This is a genomic window from Paenibacillus sp. GCM10012306, assembly GCF_042649265.1.
Lineage (GTDB): Bacteria > Bacillota > Bacilli > Paenibacillales > Paenibacillaceae > Paenibacillus_AQ.
The window spans coordinates 283,971-301,194 of sequence record NZ_JBHRYW010000007.1 but is presented as its reverse complement, the minus strand read 5'-3'; the positions used below and the strand labels follow the sequence as shown (position 1 = coordinate 301,194).

Annotated in this window: 18 protein-coding genes; 15 read left to right on the top strand and 3 right to left on the bottom strand. The window is 50.7% G+C overall.

The genetic code is table 11. From position 1 onward, the window contains the following. Nucleotides 1–3 precede the first annotated feature (3 nt). Complete coding sequence (locus ACFORK_RS17295) at nucleotides 4–459, bottom strand: S-ribosylhomocysteine lyase (RefSeq protein WP_379201104.1); 456 nt, start codon at nucleotides 457–459, stop codon at nucleotides 4–6. Between the two features lie 247 nt (nucleotides 460–706). Between ACFORK_RS17295 and ACFORK_RS17290 the strand changes: the two genes are divergently transcribed. From ACFORK_RS17290 to ACFORK_RS17255, 8 genes are all read left to right on the top strand, one after another. After that, nucleotides 707–1,555, top strand: coding sequence for a MetQ/NlpA family ABC transporter substrate-binding protein (locus ACFORK_RS17290; protein ID WP_379201102.1), 849 nt, complete (start codon nucleotides 707–709; stop codon nucleotides 1,553–1,555). A 113-nt stretch (nucleotides 1,556–1,668) separates the two neighbouring features. Further along, nucleotides 1,669–2,883 (top strand): aminotransferase class I/II-fold pyridoxal phosphate-dependent enzyme, encoded by a 1,215-nt coding sequence (locus ACFORK_RS17285; protein WP_379201100.1) that lies wholly within the window; start codon nucleotides 1,669–1,671, stop codon nucleotides 2,881–2,883. Next, nucleotides 2,876–3,898, top strand: coding sequence for a methionine ABC transporter ATP-binding protein (locus tag ACFORK_RS17280; RefSeq protein WP_379201098.1), 1,023 nt, complete (start codon nucleotides 2,876–2,878; stop codon nucleotides 3,896–3,898). The genes ACFORK_RS17285 and ACFORK_RS17280 overlap by 8 nt, the downstream gene beginning before the upstream one ends. Beyond that, nucleotides 3,895–4,551, top strand: coding sequence for a methionine ABC transporter permease (locus ACFORK_RS17275; protein WP_379201096.1), 657 nt, complete (start codon nucleotides 3,895–3,897; stop codon nucleotides 4,549–4,551). Before ACFORK_RS17280 ends, ACFORK_RS17275 begins: the two co-directional genes overlap by 4 nt. Continuing rightward, on the top strand, nucleotides 4,551–5,699 hold the full coding sequence (locus ACFORK_RS17270) for an iron-containing alcohol dehydrogenase family protein (RefSeq protein ID WP_379201094.1): 1,149 nt from the start codon (nucleotides 4,551–4,553) through the stop codon (nucleotides 5,697–5,699). The genes ACFORK_RS17275 and ACFORK_RS17270 overlap by 1 nt, the downstream gene beginning before the upstream one ends. Then, nucleotides 5,696–6,409, top strand: a complete 714-nt coding sequence (locus tag ACFORK_RS17265; RefSeq protein WP_379201092.1) for a 5'-methylthioadenosine/adenosylhomocysteine nucleosidase — start codon at nucleotides 5,696–5,698, stop codon at nucleotides 6,407–6,409. The genes ACFORK_RS17270 and ACFORK_RS17265 overlap by 4 nt, the downstream gene beginning before the upstream one ends. Before the next feature lie 245 nt (nucleotides 6,410–6,654). Then, nucleotides 6,655–7,236, top strand: coding sequence for a GNAT family N-acetyltransferase (locus tag ACFORK_RS17260; RefSeq protein WP_379201090.1), 582 nt, complete (start codon nucleotides 6,655–6,657; stop codon nucleotides 7,234–7,236). Continuing rightward, entirely contained in the window at nucleotides 7,193–7,489 is a 297-nt protein-coding gene (locus ACFORK_RS17255; RefSeq protein WP_379201088.1) for an ATP-binding cassette domain-containing protein, read from the top strand. The genes ACFORK_RS17260 and ACFORK_RS17255 overlap by 44 nt, the downstream gene beginning before the upstream one ends. 45 nt (nucleotides 7,490–7,534) lie before the next feature. Here the strand turns inward: ACFORK_RS17255 and ACFORK_RS17250 are convergent, their stop codons facing one another. Beyond that, nucleotides 7,535–8,338 (bottom strand): Cof-type HAD-IIB family hydrolase, encoded by an 804-nt coding sequence (locus ACFORK_RS17250; RefSeq protein ID WP_379201086.1) that lies wholly within the window; start codon nucleotides 8,336–8,338, stop codon nucleotides 7,535–7,537. Nucleotides 8,339–8,607: 269 nt separating this feature from the next. Here ACFORK_RS17250 and ACFORK_RS17245 point away from each other — a divergent pair, with 269 nt between their 5' ends. After that, nucleotides 8,608–9,321: a metal-dependent hydrolase gene (locus tag ACFORK_RS17245; RefSeq protein ID WP_379201084.1), complete on the top strand. Its 714-nt coding sequence runs from the start codon at nucleotides 8,608–8,610 to the stop codon at nucleotides 9,319–9,321. Nucleotides 9,322–9,444: 123 nt separating this feature from the next. On the opposite strand, the gene lplA is transcribed toward ACFORK_RS17245, so the two are convergent. Then, nucleotides 9,445–10,446 (bottom strand): lipoate--protein ligase, encoded by a 1,002-nt coding sequence (lplA, locus tag ACFORK_RS17240; RefSeq protein WP_379201082.1) that lies wholly within the window; start codon nucleotides 10,444–10,446, stop codon nucleotides 9,445–9,447. 201 nt (nucleotides 10,447–10,647) lie between these two features. Here lplA and ACFORK_RS17235 point away from each other — a divergent pair, with 201 nt between their 5' ends. The 6 genes from ACFORK_RS17235 to ACFORK_RS17210 all read left to right on the top strand — a co-directional run bounded on the left by ACFORK_RS17235 (nucleotide 10,648) and on the right by ACFORK_RS17210 (nucleotide 17,215). Then, nucleotides 10,648–11,784 (top strand): pyridoxal phosphate-dependent aminotransferase, encoded by a 1,137-nt coding sequence (locus ACFORK_RS17235; RefSeq protein WP_379201080.1) that lies wholly within the window; start codon nucleotides 10,648–10,650, stop codon nucleotides 11,782–11,784. Next, nucleotides 11,781–12,680, top strand: a complete 900-nt coding sequence (locus tag ACFORK_RS17230) for an adenosylcobinamide amidohydrolase (RefSeq protein WP_379201078.1) — start codon at nucleotides 11,781–11,783, stop codon at nucleotides 12,678–12,680. The genes ACFORK_RS17235 and ACFORK_RS17230 overlap by 4 nt, the downstream gene beginning before the upstream one ends. Before the next feature lie 70 nt (nucleotides 12,681–12,750). Beyond that, nucleotides 12,751–13,704 (top strand): adenosylcobinamide-phosphate synthase CbiB, encoded by a 954-nt coding sequence (gene cbiB / locus ACFORK_RS17225; RefSeq protein WP_379201076.1) that lies wholly within the window; start codon nucleotides 12,751–12,753, stop codon nucleotides 13,702–13,704. A gap of 951 nt (nucleotides 13,705–14,655) precedes the next feature. Next, the gene (locus tag ACFORK_RS17220; RefSeq protein ID WP_379201073.1) at nucleotides 14,656–15,324 is read left to right on the top strand and encodes a histidine phosphatase family protein; all 669 of its coding nucleotides are present in this window, start codon (nucleotides 14,656–14,658) and stop codon (nucleotides 15,322–15,324) included. Nucleotides 15,325–15,361: 37 nt separating this feature from the next. Next, nucleotides 15,362–15,670, top strand: coding sequence for a hypothetical protein (locus ACFORK_RS17215; RefSeq protein WP_379201071.1), 309 nt, complete (start codon nucleotides 15,362–15,364; stop codon nucleotides 15,668–15,670). A gap of 93 nt (nucleotides 15,671–15,763) precedes the next feature. Then, a complete protein-coding gene (locus ACFORK_RS17210) occupies nucleotides 15,764–17,215 on the top strand; it encodes an aminotransferase-like domain-containing protein (protein ID WP_379201068.1) in 1,452 nt (483 codons plus the stop codon). Nucleotides 17,216–17,224: the final 9 nt, after the last annotated feature.

The following is a 17,224-nucleotide window of genomic DNA, read 5'->3' as shown; positions in this document are numbered from 1 at the left end:
ATCTTAGGCTCTGAATGGATCGTCGCTGATGCCAGCATCCAGTACGATACGGGCGTATTCTTGAGCGCTGAACAAGGAGTGGTCCTTGTAATTTCCGCATTCCAGGGCAGAGACCGCAGGCACATGCTCGGTTTCGAGAACCTTGTGCAATACCTTAGTAAGTGCCGCTGCCACGTCGGCAGGATTATGCTCGTTCCAGATAATAAGATAGAAGCCAGTTCTGCAACCCATTGGGGAAATATCGATAATACCTTCCAGCTCATCGCGGAGGTAAGTCGCGAGCAAGTGCTCCAGCGTGTGTACCGCTGCTGTCGGCAGGGCATCCTCGTTCGGTTGAAGGAAGCGCAGATCATACTTTTGAATGGTGCTACCCTTCTCATTGCTTTCAGTACCTGCAATTCTTACATAAGGTGCTTTCACCTTGGTGTGGTCTAGTTGGAAACTTTCTACTTGTGCCATGATTATATCTCTTCCTTTCGGGACTTTTCATTCCAAACTATCACAACCCGGTAGGGATGTAAATAGTTAGGTCTGCCAAAGCGGATTATTCATAGTACATTATACGGATTATGTTTGTAAATGTGTTGACATGAATATTAATGCATTGTAACATATGAAACATCTTAAATCTGATGCAATTACTTGGTATTATTCGAACTAGTCTTGCGTTAGGGGAGAGCAACACGTCAAGGGGGAGAAACATCATATGAAGAAAAAATGGATTCATTCTGCACTAATCATCGTCGCTGCCGCACTTTTTATTGCAGGATGCGGTAACAACAAGGAAGCTGCCGGTTCAGGGGATGCTTCCAGCCAGGACAAGAAAACACTGCGAATCAGCTTCAATCCAGGACCTTATAGTGATCAGTTCAAAAATGGAGTAGCACCCTATCTGGAGAAGAAAGGGTATCAAATTACATATAAAGAATTTACCGATGGCATTCAGCCGAACGTGGCTGTGGCTAATGGCGAGATCGACGCGAATGTATTCCAGCATTCTCTGTATCTGCAATCTATCAATGTGAGAGAAAAGATTGATCTGATAGGGGCTGTGCAGGTGCCGACGCCGCCGATGGGCCTTTACTCCAAGAAGCATAAAAGCCTGGACGAGGTGAGCGATGGCGATCAGGTCAATTTGCCGAATGAGCCGGTTAATATGCTTCGTGCGCTCAATGTTCTGAAGGATATCGGCTGGATTACGCTGAAGGACAATATTGATCCGCTGCAGACCTCTCTTTCGGACGTCACTTCCAACCCGCATAACCTGAAGTTCATAGCCACCGAGCCGGCACAAGGTCCACGGGCGCTGGAAGACGTCGATTATGCTGCTATTCAGGGGAACTTCGCTGTTTCTAACAATATTAAGCTGACGACAGCGCTGCAACTGGAGAACATGACGGATCCATTTACCAACATTGTGGCGATTGACAGCAAGAACAAGGACGCACAGTTCGTTAAGGATATTGTAGAGGGCTACCATTCGGACGAGTTCCAGAAATACATCAAATCGAACCCGGTCTATGAGGGTTACAAGCTGCCAAGTTACTTTAAATAATAACTGATCTGGTCTGCCATTCCTTTACGGAGAAGTGGCAGACCCTCCTATTTGTTGAGGGGATAGGATGACGGTGATACCAAAACCGATCTTTGCTAAAGAGGTGTAAAACAATGGACTTTAGACCTTCTAATGTAGTCAGCGAATTACCTAATAATTATTTCAGTGCGCTCAACGACAAGATTGCCTTATACCGCAGCAAGGGAGTTGACGTTATTGATCTGGCAAGTGGAACTCCGGATCAGCCGACCCCGCAGCATATTATCGAAGTTCTGAAAGAAGCGGTCGAAGAGCCGCTGAATCAGGGGTATCCGCCTTTTTACGGTAAGGGAAGCGCGCGGGAGGCGGTAGCAGCTTTTTATAAGCGGGAATACAATGTAGAGCTTGACCCGGAGACGGAGGTAGCTGTGTTCAACGGTTCGGCGATTGGTGTGGTGGGTATTCCACAAAGTCTCCTGAACCCCGGCGATCTGCTGCTGACAACGGATCCCGCATACCCGCCTTATTTCGCTGCGGCGATTCTGGCAAGAGCACAAATTCAGACGATACCCGTCTACGAAGAGGATGGTTTTCTTCCCCGCTATGAGAGCGTTCCTGAAGAGATTGCCCGGAAGGTGAAGCTGTTGATGCTGAACTATCCTAACAATCCGACAGGTGCGATCGCTACGGAAGAATTTTTTGAGCAGACGCTGGCGTTTGCTGCAAAGCACAAGTTTCCGGTGCTGAATGACTTTGCCTACGGTGCCTTTGGCTTCGATGGACACAAGCCGCTGAGCTTCCTTCAGCAGTCTGGGGGCAAAGATTATGGTGTGGAGTTGTATACGGCTTCCAAGACCTATAACATGGCTGGTTGGCGCTTCGGCTTCGCGGTGGGAAATGCTTCGGTCATCGGAGCGCTCAAGCACTTTCATACTCAGGCTTACAGCACGATTTTCGGGGCGGTGCAGGATGCTGCGGCGGCTGCGCTACTTGGACCACAAGAGGGTGTACAGCAGCTTGGGGCCTTATATGAGCAGCGGCGTGACTTTCTGGTGAACCGTTTGCGGGGAATCGGCTGGGCAGTTACAGCGCCCAAGGGCTCGTTCTTCTCCTGGTTCAAAGTGCCGGAAGGGTACACCGCAGAATCTTTTGCGGAGCGTCTGCTGGATGAAGCGCATGTTGCAGTGGCGCCGGGAGCAGGCTTTGGCAAGCAGGGGGAATACTATGTCAGAGTCGGCCTGGTGAACAGCGAGGAGAGGTTGAACGAAGCCATTGATCGAATTGCAGCGACAGGTATTTTTAAAAAATCGGGTATAGCCGTACAGTCAGGAGGCGTGCAGCATGATTGAGCTTAGAGATGTCCATAAATCCTTTGAGCGCAAAGGACAATCCATTAAGGCCTTGAAAGGAGTCAGTCTCCGCGCTGAAAAAGGGGATATTTACGGGGTAATCGGCTACAGTGGTGCTGGCAAAAGCACGCTGATTCGTCTGGTGAACTATTTGGAACGCCCGACCAGCGGTCAGGTCTTTGTAGACGGGGAGCCGCTTGACAAATACAGTCCCTCCGAGCTGCGGCAGGTGAAAAAGCGGATCGGCATGATTTTTCAACATTTTAACCTGCTGGAATCCAAGACTGTATTCGATAATATTGCTATTCCGCTGGTGCTGCTCAAGAAGAGCAAAGAGGAAATCCGCGAGCGTGTTACAGAATTGCTGAAATTCACAGGGCTCAGTGACAAGGCTGCTAGCTACCCTAAGGAACTGTCCGGTGGGCAAAAGCAGCGGGTCGGTATCGCCCGGGCACTTGCCAGTAATCCGTCCATTCTCCTGTGCGATGAAGCGACTTCAGCGCTGGACCCGCAGACGACCAGCTCCATTCTGGAGCTGCTGAAACGGATCAATGAGGAATACAACATCACGATTATGATCATTACCCATGAGATGGCGGTCATCCAGCAGATTTGCAACAAAGTAGCGGTGATGGAACAGGGAGAGATCATTGAGCAGGGCAACGTGCTGGAGGTCTTCGGTAATCCCTGTCATGCTACGACACAGAGCTTCGTACAGACAGTGATTCACAACAGTGTGCCGCAAAGTGTAATCCATACGCTCAAAGCAGAAAGCGGACGAAGGCTATTCAGACTCAAATTCGTCGGTGGTGCGGCATCCGAGCCTGTCATTAACAATCTAATTCGCAATCATGAGGTTAATGTGAATATTTTATTTGCCAATATGACGGAAATTCAGAACACGACGCTGGGAACGATGATTCTGCAGATGAACGGGGATCACGGCACAATTGATCAGGCTGCATCCTATTTGCTGAGTCAGGGCGTTGAGATTACGGAGGTGGATAAAGTATGAATACGGTGATAACGGCAGATCAGCTTTTTGGAGCCCTCAGGGAAACGGTGGTCATGGTGGGCTTCTCCCTGTTCTTCGGCGCATTGCTCGGGATTCCGCTTGGTATTGTACTGGTAATTACACGGCCTGGAGGCGTTCTGGAAAATAAATTTGTTTTTTCGGTACTGAATCCGGTGATCAATATTGTACGTTCTCTTCCGTTCATTATATTGCTGGTCGCCATCATTCCGTTTACAAGATGGGTCGTACATACTTCCATTGGTACTAGTGCGGCTATTGTGCCGCTGATCGTCTATATAGCGCCATACATCGCGCGATTGGTGGAGAATTCTCTGCTTGAAGTCAGTCCGGGAATTCTGGAAGCAGCGGAGGCCATGGGCGCAACGACCTTCCAGGTGATTTGGCATTTTCTGCTGCCGGAGGCGTTTGGGTCTCTGATTCTGACGATGACAACGGCTACGATCGGTCTGATTGGGGCTACGGCTATGGCCGGTACGGTTGGCGGGGGCGGCATCGGTGATTTGGCTATTTCCTACGGGTATCAACGGTTCGATACGTTTGTCATGATCGTTACGGTGGTTATCCTGATTATTTTCGTGCAGGGCATTCAGTCTCTTGGCAACGTGCTGGCTCGTAAGGCTCGGCGTAACTAATGAGCAGGGTGAACGAAGGATTGAAGCCGGAAATTATAGTTCGGGCTGCACCGCAAGAATTCATCTGTAGACCGGGTTCTTGGGGTAGCTTAGAGCAGCACTTGGAGCGAAGAGGCATTCACACAGTATTGATTGTGCATGGCCGGGATTCATGGAGTGCGGCGCAGCCCTTTCTGCCTGAACTGAAGGCGACGGTTGTCCACCTGTATGCATACAGCGGGGAATGCACCTATCCGGAGCGCGACGGAATCGTGGCTGAAGCTGTAGATCGTGAGGCTCAAGCTATTATCGCAGTAGGTGGCGGAAAAATAAGCGATTTGGTCAAAAGCGCAGCAGCCGCACTGCGGCTTCCTGCGATTATTTTGCCCACACTGGCCTCGACCTGTGCGGCATGGTCGTCCCTGAGCGTCATGTATGACGATCAGGGACGCTTTGTGAGTATGGATGTGTTTCCATACAGCAATGCGCTGGTTCTGCTTGATCCACAGGTCATTGCGCAGTCCCCGCCAGAGCTGCTGATCGCCGGTATCGGGGATACCCTGGCCAAATGGTACGAAGCTGATGTGATCATCCGGGGCATGGCTTCCCCTCCAGTAGAGGTGGAGCTGGCTTGGTATGCGGCACGAAAATGCAAGGAGCATCTGCTGCAACACAGCGAGGCTGCACTTGAAGCTCTACGGAGGGGACAGGCCAATGAGGACCTGACACGAATTGCCGAGACTATTATTATGGTTGCTGGTCTTGTGGGCGGCTTCGGAGAGGATTATGGGCGTACAGCGGGTGCTCATTCCATCCATGATGCGCTAACGGCCATACCGGAAGCCCATGGGCAATTGCACGGGAATAAAGTGGCTTACGGAGTGCTGGTGCAGCTTGCGCTAGAGGACAACCGGACGGAGATTGATTTTCTTTTGCCATTCTATGAGCAGTTGGGTCTGCCCGCCTGCCTTCAGGATATGGGACTTGGACATCTGGGGCGTGAGGATTGGCTTCAGCTTGGAGAACGGGCCACCGTTCAGAACGCTTCCATTCACAGAATGCCGGGTCACATTGGAGCAGAAGAAGTAGCAGATGCAATAGCACAGCTTGAGCTTTATACAACAGAATACAGAGCAAATTCCAACAAAGAGAAGGCGGGAAAGTCATGAGTATCGCAATTATCGGGGCAATGGAAGAAGAAGTAGCATTGATCAAATCACATTTGGAGGACATTCAGCAGTTGGTAGTGGCCAAAAGCAATTTCTTCACCGGACGTCTTAAGGGCAAGGATGTTGTGCTGGTGCAATCCGGGATCGGCAAGGCCAACGCGGCAATGACCACCTCCATTTTATTGGAGCGGTTTCAGGTCGAGCTGATTATCAACATTGGTGCTGCAGGTGCGTTGGACCCGGGCCTCCAGATCGGCGATGTAGTAATTGCCGAGGAACTTACCTACAGTGATGTGGATGCTACTGTTTTTAATTATGTCTACGGACAGGTACCGCAGATGCCAGCTTCGTACCCGGTGGATAAGCAATGGGTAGCCTTGGCGCTGGAAGGAGCTGCCCTCATCAATAGTGAGCGGAGCGTCGTGACGGGACTTGTGACCACAGAGGATTCTTTCATCGGGCATTCGGAGCTTGCTGTCTCCATCCGGACACGGTTCCCTGAGTCCAAGGCATCGGACATGGAGGGCGCAGCCATCGCCCAAACGGCTTATCAATTCGGGGTTCCCTTCTTTTCGGTCCGCGGGATCTCAGACAATGTCGGCGCGGGAGCTGCTGAATTGTTCACCTCCAACGTCGATCTGGCCGCGAAGAATTCGGCCGAAGTCGTTGAGGCTTTCCTGACTTTGTATGAACCGGGAAGCTCTTTATAGTATTAAAATATGCTCGTATAAAATGTTACCGTTCACCCCCTGGAAAATGATCCTGGTGTGAACGGTATTTTTATGTCCTAATATATACAAATTAATGGTATTATTAGGGGGTTTTAAATATAATCGATATACCTGCGTAAAAGAATTACATAGTTATATTTTCCGCAATGACGTACTTAGCTCGTGTGAAAATTCCAGCTTCAATCTATTTAGCATAACAATCAAATACATTGGAGGATTACATAATGTCAGGATCACAAGAACCAATCTTGTTTGATTTTCCCGAAAGCTTTGAGACAGAACGTCTGCTGATCCGAGCTCCATTGTGGGGGGATGGCGCCAGTATGCATGAAGCGCTTGTGGAAAGTCAGGAGCTGCTGAAGCCCTGGATGCCGTTCGCCCAAACCTTGCAGACTTTGGAGGAATCAGAGAAGTTCACACGTGAAGCAAGGCTGGAATTTCTAAAGCGTACTGAAATGCACCTGCGTATTTTTGACAAAGCGTCTGGTCGGTTCGTTGGCTGCACCGGATTGCACAGCATCAATTGGGACATTCGCAGTTTTGAAATTGGCTATTGGATCAGGAGCAGCTGCGCTGGCAAAGGGTACATGACCGAAGCGGTGAACAGGGTCACGGAATTTGCGATCCGAGAGCTGGCAGCGAACCGGATTGAGATCCGTTGCAGCGCCCATAATCTGAAAAGTGCAGCCGTAGCGGAACGCGCGGGCTATACGCTGGACGGGATTTTACGTAGCAATCGGCGGGCAATGAACGGGGAATTACATGACAGTAAGGTGTATGCCAAGGTGCGAGGAGCGGAATTTTAGGGGAGAGTGGATTCGTTCCAGCAACAGAGGGTATTTTGCCTATATGCGGCAGGATTCAGAGGTTGTTGAGGAAGGGGCCAGACTCTCAGGGGGTCAGCGCCAGAGACTGTCTATTACCAGGACAATTCTGAAAGATGCACCGACTCTGTTGCTGGATGAAGCTACGGCTCACAGTTGGAGAGTGAATAGGAAGAAGCTCAGATCAAGGAAACGATACTTTCGTCAACAGGTCACTAAATCTATATATAAATAAAGTGCCGCACGCCGTTAAAATACACGGTTGTGCGGCACTTTTGTATTAATTTTCGCTCTGCAAAATGAACTTTTCGATGACATGCTTGACGCCGTCCTCGTTGTTGCTGAGGGTGATGAAATCAGCGATTTCCTTCAGCGCCGGGATTGCGTTATCCATGGCTACACCCAGGCCTGCTGCTTCCAGCATCTCATGGTCGTTCCAGGAATCGCCGACAGCGATGGTCTCGGACAGATCGCATCCGAAATGGCCGGCCAGGAATTCCAGAGCCAAGCCCTTGGTGCCTTCGTGGTGCATGATTTCTAGGAAATAAGGTTTGGATTTGGTGATATGCACCGAATCTCCCAGCAGCTCACGCAGAATCGGCGCCAGCTCATCCAGGAAATCAGGATCGTCGATGATGAGCATTTTTGGTGTTTTTTCTGGCACCAGCTTCTCCCAGTCCGGTTCGATATAGTAACGGGTGTTGTTCAAAGCGGAGTAGTCGATCAGCTTCTGGTTCTCTTCACGGGAGTAAAGTTTATCGTCAATGTAGGTTTGCAAATGCAGATTATGCTCTACACAGTATTCGAACAGCTTGCGTACGGCATCCTGCGGGACATAACGTTCATATAATACGTTCTCGTCCAGCAAGTTCTTCACGAGTGCACCCTGGTACGTAATGATCGGCACGTTAAGTCCGGTTTGGCGGGCAATGGCTTGGGCCGACGCATAGGCGCGTCCAGTGGCCAGTGTTACCACTACACCTGCGGCAACGGCTTGCTCCAACGCTTGCTGCGTGGCCGGGGTAACTTCCTTGTCATCATTAATCAGTGTGTCGTCAATGTCGATAGCAATCAATTTGTACATGGATGGTTTCTCTCTCCTTATTTCTTTCTGGTTATAACAATCAGATCAAATGGGTACTGATGCCTGGCATTGAAAGTTGTCTTATACAGAAAGACAAGTTGTCCAAATTGTATCCTAAAAAAGCAGTAAGAACAAGACAAAGCTGCCGAAGATCCTTTATGGAACAGGCCATTTCAGGGTTCAAGCTAGACAAAAGAGCAGGGTCTTGGTATACTTCGATAACCGCACATTTGTTCGCGTTTACATCTTGGAAAGGGAGCGGTTCTCCTATGATGGGCAAATCCCATTTAATCATCAGCACCGGGGTTACCCTGTCGGTTATGAATCTATTAGGCTATGAGATCACCATTCCAGCCATTGCTGTGGCGGCGGTAAGCTCGCTTATGCCAGATATTGATGAGCCCAATTCATTATTGGTACGCAAGGCTATTCCTGAGTTCGTACTGCGAATTCTTCAGGTGGCGCTGCTTGGCGGAGCTATTTATCTTTATTTTGCCGGCCTAGTACAGCCGCCTTGGAACATTGCGTTGGCGCTGCTTGTCGGCAGCGTTTCTTTCCTGCCGGGACGCAGGCTGAGGCATCTTGTTATGCTGTTGATCGCCTTGGGGCTGATTGCATTCGCAGACGCCTATGCTCCATGGAACTATATTGCAGCTTGCGTGCTAATCGTCGCATCCATTGTCCCGCATCGTGGGCTAACGCACACGCTGTACGGCGTGGCCGGATGGGGCGCGCTGCTGTATTTTGCTTCCCGTGGCTTGGATGATGGCGGCAGCCTGTGGATCGCCGGGTGCATGTCCTATGCGCTGCATCTGCTGGCAGACTCCCTTACTCAGCGCGGGATTACCCCGCTGCCACCAATCCCCTTCAAGCTACGTCTGAGGCTGATGAGCACCGGCACGAAGAAGGGCAGCGCTGTAGAGAATCTGTGTATTGTGCTTACTCTGGCGCTGGTAATCTATGCGTTTATTCTCTCGCCGTAAAGCACCACAGACTGAGCAACGACATTGCAGCAACATGGCTGGGACAATACATAACAGAAATAAGGCTCTTTCGCTGCGCGGTGCAGCGAGAGAGCCTTATTGATTTTTTTATATACAGGAAATCTATTCTTCCAGGAAAACCAGCCCGAAAAATTCCTCCGGCTCGATCCGTCCAAAGTAATGCTTCAGGTCCAGCTCGGCCAGCGCTTGTCTGACTTCGACTTGCTCGTAACGTTTGCCACGAAGTGCATTTTCAACGTCTACCACATCGCCAGCACCGAAGAAATCGCCATAAATTTTAATATCCTTGATGTAGGAATCTTCAATGTCCATCCGGATATCAATAATTCCGGCAGGGAACTTACGTGTGTGTTTGACGTTGCTCTTCGGTGACAATCCATAGTTCCAATCCCAGTTCTGGTAATGCTCCTTGGAAATTTCATGGATTTTTACCCAGTCGTCTTGTTCCAGCTTGTACTGTGGCACCTCGGAAGGCTCCATGCCAAAGATTGAGCGCAGCAGACCGCTGCGGAATTCTTCAATCGTCATATCCGTCCCTAGAAGATCTTTAATGTTGGCTACGCGGCTGCGAACCGACTTCGTACTCTTCGATTTGAACTTCTCCGGATTAACATTCAGCGAAGCTTGTACATCCTCCAGATTGAGGTCGAACATCAGCGTACCATGGCTGAACATGCGTCCGCGTGTAGAGAACTGGGCGTTCCCGGAGATTTTTTGCTCTCCGACCTGCAGATCGTTCCGTCCGCTGAGCTCGGCATTGACGCCCATGCTCCGCAAGTAGTCGATGACCGGCTGCGTGAACTTCAGGAAGTTAAGGAAGGATTCGCCGTCATCCTTGGTAATGAAGCTGAAATTAAGATTGCCGAGGTCATGATAGACCGCCCCGCCGCCAGATAGACGACGCACAACCTGGATGTTATTGTCCTTCACGTACTCCTGGTTAATCTCTTCAATCGTATTTTGATGCTTGCCGATAATGATAGACGGACTGTTGATATAAAAGAGCAAGTAGCTCTCGTCCATAGGCAAATGCTTTAGCGCATATTCTTCAATCGCGAGATTGATGGATGCATCCGTAATCCCCGTGTTATCGATAAATAGCATGGAATGTTCCTCCGTTGCAGCATGATTGAATACAGCCTTTATTTTAAACTAAAAGTAGGGAATTCACAAAAGCGTTTCACTACCCTCTCCACGAGAGATTCGCTCGGCAGCGCGAAGTCATTGACGAATTTCCAGCTAGAGCGCAAAATGAGGGCATTGGCTTACATAGGTAACGTAAATATAAGATAAGGAAGTGCTGTTATGCTTGAAAAATACGGCCACGGCGGGGATTTGCTGACGGCTGCGGAACTCTACGGGGGGAAGGGCCGCGCTTTTCTGGACTTCAGCGCCAACATTAATCCGCTGGGTCCGCCGCCAGGGCTGCTGGAACGGCTGCGGGAGGCGCTGCCCTCGGTCACGGCTTATCCTGACCCTGGCCACCGGATCTTCAAGGGCCTGCTCGCGGAAACGCTGGGTGTGCCCGGTGAATGGCTGACCGTTGGCAACGGCGCCGCCGAAAGTATGTCCTTGCTGCTGCTGGCGCTTGCTCCCAGCAGGGTAGGTCTTGCAGAGCCGTGCTTCTCGGAATATCGCCAGCTATCGGAGCAGTTCGGAGCAGAGGTGTTGACTGTGCAGGGCACCCGGGAGAACGGCTATCGGGCCGGAGTAGAAGAACTCTCCGGCTTACTGGACCGGGTGGAGCTGCTGTTCCTCGGCCAGCCGAACAATCCGAATGGCATCCAGTATTCGCTGGATGAGCTGGTGCTACTGGCGGAAAAGGCCGAGGCTAGTGGTGCATATTTGGCTGTCGATGAGGCCTTCATCGACTTTATTGAGCCGGGGCAGCGGGCCACGCTGCTGCCGGAGCTTGCGCGGTTCCCACACACCGTGCTGATCCGCTCCATGACCAAGTTCTATGCCATTCCAGGCCTGCGGCTCGGGTTCACTATCGCTCATCCGTCGCTTGGCGCTGCCATGTCCGATAAACAGGTCACCTGGAGCGTGAACACGCTCGCTCTCCTGGCTGGAGAGGCGTGCTTGACCAGCGGGCAGGCCTATGAACGCCGCACGCGTGAGCTAATTGCGGCGCAGCGGAAGCTGCTGCTGGAAGGGTTGACTAGAATCGGCTGTGATGTGCTGCCGGGCGAAGCCAACTTCCTGCTGTGCGGTCTACCGCAGCCATGGAGTGCGGCAGAGATGCAGGCCTGTCTGGGGGACAGCGGCATCCTGGTCCGCAGCTGTGCTATGTATCCTGGCCTTGGGCCGGGACATATCCGCATTGCGGTCAAAGGGCATGAGGATAATACCATCTTGCTGCAGCGCATTGAGGAGATTATAAGAGAGCAGCAACGACGAGGCAGTGAAAAAACAATGTTGACGGAGGGGGCAAAGGGATGATGAGAGACATCAATATTAGTGAACAAAATAGAAATGAAACAGAAACAGAAACAGAAACAGAAACAAAACGGAATGAAAACAATCTGGATGAACTCAATCTGAATGAAAACAATCTGAATGAACTCAACAGAGTTGTAATCCAGGGGAATGAAGCCACGCTGAGTCGAGCAAAGCTCCCCTTTATGAATGAAGCTGGGACCGCAGTAATCCATTCTTCGGTCTTTCCCGGGCTGACCCTGGAGCGACAGGAAGACCATCTACTGCTGGCGTTCCCGGTTGAGGTGGATGGACTGTCGAGTGCAGTATATGGCGGGGGCATGATGCCCCTGACACAAGCGGTAAATCTGTTTGTCAGCCGGGATTATGAATGCAGTGATCCGGTGCGCGATATGGAGAACAAGCTCCGGGAATGGGGTTATCCTGCGACAGGCTGCGCCGGCCTGATGACAGCCGTGCCGCTGGAGCATGCTGCGGTATTCGAGGAAGATACCGGCTCTGCCGGAATCTTCTGCTGCGTTACGGCAGCTGCAGGCAATGCGGCTCGTGCAGGGGTAACCCGCCCCGTGCTAAAGGCATACCGGCCAGGCACGATTAACATTATGCTGGGCATTGATGGACGACTATCGCCTGCGGCAATGGTTAATGCTGTGATGACAGCTGTCGAGGCCAAGACAGCCGCTCTCGCGGATCTCGGGATTACTGACCCCGAGAACGGGTTGACGGCGACGGGTACGACAACAGATGCTATCGTACTGGGCGTAAGCCAGAGTGGACGATACGGCGCTGAGCATGTCTATGCCGGGACAGCTACCGATCTGGGCGGTGCTCTGGGGCGGCTGGTCTATGGTGCGGTCACAGCCAGCCTGAAATCGTTGCAGACGAGGAAGGACAGTTAATGAGCACGGATAAAAATACAAGGCCAGGGATAAGAGTAGGCAATGAAAATAGAGCCTGGGAGGAGGGGCTGTGATTACGGCCTTGATTCTGCTCGCCGCCTATATTATTGATAGAATCGTAGGTGATCCGCGGGCACTTCCCCATCCGGTAGTAGGGATGGGGAAGGTGATCAAGGCCGTGGAACGTCTGATTCGCCGTTTCGTATCCCGGCCCCGCAACCTGCGGCCAGCCGGGCTGCTCCTGCCGCTAATCGTGGCTGGCGGAGCCTGGGGTCTGACGACTCTGCTGCTATGGCTGCTCGCGATGATCGCGCCTTGGCTTCCTTGGGTCGCCTCGGCCTGGCTAATCTCAACCACCATTGCTGCCAAAGGTCTGAAGGACGCCGGCCTCGCCGTCTACACCGAGCTGCGTCGGGGGGACATTCCCGCTGCCCGTCAGGCGGTAGGGATGATTGTGGGGCGCGACACAACCTCGTTAGACAGCCCGGAGATTGTTCGCGGCACTGTGGAGACTGTGGCTGAAAACATCGTAGACGCTGTTGTCTCGCCGCTGTTCTATGCCCTGCTTGGCGGTGCGCCGCTAGCCATGGCCTATCGAGCGGTGAATACGCTCGACTCCATGGTAGGCTACAAGAATGACAAGTACCTTCATCTCGGCTGGGCATCCGCCAGGCTGGACGATGTTGCCAACTTCATTCCTGCCCGGATCACAGCGGGACTCCTAACGATGTGCGCCTGGCTGCTACGCCTAGACTGGCGGCGTTGTATACATATAATCAGGCGCGATGCCCGCCTGCATCCCAGCCCAAATAGCGGCTTCCCAGAGTCAGCGGTAGCTGGCGCGCTCGGTATCCGGCTGGGCGGGGAGAACGTCTACCATGGCGTAACCTCCTTCCGGGCCTACATGGGCGACCCGGTCAGGGTCATGGAGCCGGAGGATATTCTCCAGGCCTCGCGGATGATGTTGCTCTGTTCCTCTATCTTTGCTTGTCTTTGCGCAGCGACAGCTTGGCTGATTAGTTAGTTGACTGATTAGTTGATTGATTAGTTGATTGATTAGTTGATTTAATAGCTGATTGATTGGCTGACTAACTAACTAACTAACTAACTAACTGACTGATTGATTGGTTGATAGGCTAGTTTGCTGATTCGGTTAACACTGTCCTAGGTGGCAAGGGCGCGCGCGAGTTTTGTATCTTTTAGAAAAGATAAGATGAACAAAAGAAAGTAACAAAAGAAAGTAACAAAAGAAAGTAACAAAAGCAAAAAGGAACGAGGAACACGCGAGGAGAACCGAAGAAAAAAGCGAGAGGAAAGTAAGGAGAACTAAAGAGAACTGAGAAGAACTAAGGAGGACTAAGGGAGAAGCGAGAAAGAACGATGGGAAATGACGCTACCTACCCAACTAAGGGCATTTTTGTACCTTATATTTGTAGATTAGAGGTAAATGAGGAGAATAAGGGCGTTTTTGTACCTTATTTTTTAAAAAAAGTACAATAGAGGGTATTTCAGTGAATTTAAGGTACAAAATTGCACTTAATTACCACCTATCGACAATTACGGGCTATTTAGAGTACAAAAATGCCGTTAATTACACTTCGGAGATAACTTCTAGGCTTTGTTTGTTATTTTAGGCGTTCTATATAGAGACGGTTTATAAAGAAGGAATCTAGGAACAACAGCGACCGTAAGTCCAAACATTCCACATCAGTGACAACGAGCCTTATGTTCAGATCTTGTGTTCAGATCTTGTGTTCAGATCTTGTGTTCAGATCTTGTGTTCAGATCTTGTGTTCAGATCTTGTGTTCAGATCTTATGTTCAGATCTTGTGTTCAAATCTTACGTTCAGATCTTATGTTCGGATCTTATGTTCGTCTTATATAGATACTGATGAAGAATTGATAAAGTGAGTATTACTTTTTTATCCTCTTTAGTAGATTCAGTCCAATCGCATGTATAGGAATGATTGCATATATGAATACAGAACCCCATTCGGATAATGGTAGAGTTATTGAGCTGGAGTTGGTGCTGATACGCCATGGCCCTACACAGTGGAACGCGGAGCGGCGCTACCTGGGTCACACGGATCTCCCGCTGCTGCCGGACAGCGGAGGGTTATTGCTCAGGCTCAAGGAGCAGCTAGCCGGATACGAGAGCTTCAAGGAAGTGTGGTGCAGCGATTTGCTTCGCTGCCGGCAGACCCTGACTGCAGTCGCTTCCCCTCTCGCAGCCAGTGCTGTCTATGATCAGCGGCTGCGTGAGATGAACTTCGGTGAGTGGGAGGGCTGCAACTATGAGCAGTTGAAGGACCAAGCGCTTTACCGGAACTGGATCGATGATCCCGCCGCCTTCACCCCTCCAGGGGGCGAGTCTTGGGCACAGTTCTCAGATCGAGTGGCCCATTTTCTGGACAGTTTGGAGGTAGCCACAGGGGTGCCTTCTTGTTCTTCTCAGGGAGAGCTCTGCCAGCCCCGACGTGTGCTGGTGGTGACACATGGGGGCGTGATCCGTCAGCTGCTGGCCCTCACCCGAACGGGGACTTCATTCCGGGAGGCGATCGCTCCTCCACTGGGATCTTTACTGTTACTTCGGCTGCAATGGAACAGAGGCAGATGGAGCGAGAGAGCAGATCTACGCAGATAACGCAGTTACCGGGGAAATACTCATCACAGAGAAGGCCGTGTTTTCAACAGGGCCAAGGATAGGCACGGGAACAGAGGTAGGAACAGAGGTAGGAACAGAGGTAGGAACAGAGGTAGGAACAGAGGTAGGCACAGAGGTAGGAACAGAGGTAGGAATAGAGGTAGGAACAGAGGTAGGAACAGAGGTAGGAACAAAGGTAAGAACAGAGGTAGGAACAAAGGTAAGAACAGAGGTAGAAACAGAAGTAGGAACAAAAGTAGGAACAAAAGTAGAAACAGAAGTAGAAACAGAGATAGGCACAGAGATAATTATAGGTATTTGGAGCATCAACCAAACAAGATCATAACCCCTAAGAACCACGACTGGATGAAAAATCCGGGATCGTGGTTCTTTTTTTACCCTGCTAACTATGCCATGATAGCTATGGGGGCGATGATGGATGTTTAAAGATTTTAAGCTCATTGCCGGACGACCGGTATATATACAAATCAAAGACTATATGAAGCACTTAATTATAAAAGGCGCACTGCAAGGTGGTCAGAAGCTGCCGTCCACCCGCGAGATGTGTGTGCTGCTGCAAGTTAGTCGCAACTCTGTAATCGCGGCGTATGAAGGACTGGAGGACGATGGGTTTGTCTACGCCGTTAAAGGGCAGGGCAATTATGTAGCCTCTTCTGCACCCGGTACCGTGACGGTTTCTTCCCGCACTATGGACTGGAAGCGACATCTGAACGATCATGCCATGCTGGCGGAAGAACTGGATATTATGAAGCACGGGCTTCGTGCGGAAAAGGGTACTATTTCTTTTACCAGCATTGCGCCGGATGAGAGTTTATTCGATCTAGACAATGTTAAACGGGCCTTCATGGACCGTATGGCAGTGGAAGGCAATGTCCTGTTGAACTACGGCTACGCCAAGGGCTACAAACCGTTAATCGATTATTTACATCAATATATGGAACACAAGGGCGTGGACATGAAAGGCAAGGACATCCTGATCACCAATGGTTTCACGGAGGGCTTCAATATCGTATTGTCAGCCCTGAACCGGAAGAGTGGCCAGGTCCTGACCGAGAACCCTACGCATCACACAGCGATCAAGAACCTCAAGCTGCATGGCTTCGGGATTAAGGGCATTCCGATGGAGCGGGATGGTATTCATTTGGGTGAGCTGGAGAAGGCATTGGATGCGGGAGAGTATGATTGTGCGTACTTCGTGCCTTCGTACCATAATCCGACCGGGATTGTCATGTCTCCTGAGAAAAGACAGGGTCTGATGAAGCTGATGGCGGGATACGATATTCCGGTTATTGAGGATGGTTTTAATGAAGAGCTGCGTTATTCAGGATCGCATGTATCGCCACTGATTGCGACGGCGGGTGCAGGCAATAGTGTGATTTATCTCGGAAGCTTCTCTAAAGTATTGTTCCCAGGGCTTCGGGTAGGCTGGGTGCTGGCTGATCAGGAACTGATCTATTATCTGGAGAGCCTCAAGCGGGCGCAGACGATTCACACTTCTACTCTGGATCAGTCGATCCTTTATCAATATTTGTACAACGGCAATCTGGAGAAATATTTGAAAAAAGCGAGAGCGGAATATAAACGAAAATATGAGCTGACCCTGGAATGCTGTAAGCAACATGTTCCGTACCAAACGTTGACGAGTGATGGGGGACTGCATTTGTTCGTCGCATTTGCGGAGGGCTTTAGCACAAGAGCTTTGCTTGAGGCGTGCCGTGCGCAGGGGGTTATTTTTACGGCAGGAGAGATGTTCTATACCGATGGCGGCGGGCAGCATACGATGCGGATCGGCTTCTCTCGAGTGGCGGATGAGGATATTGTCAAAGGAATCGAAATCATTGGGAGAACGGCTAGGCAATTAATGGGATGAAGGGGTGCT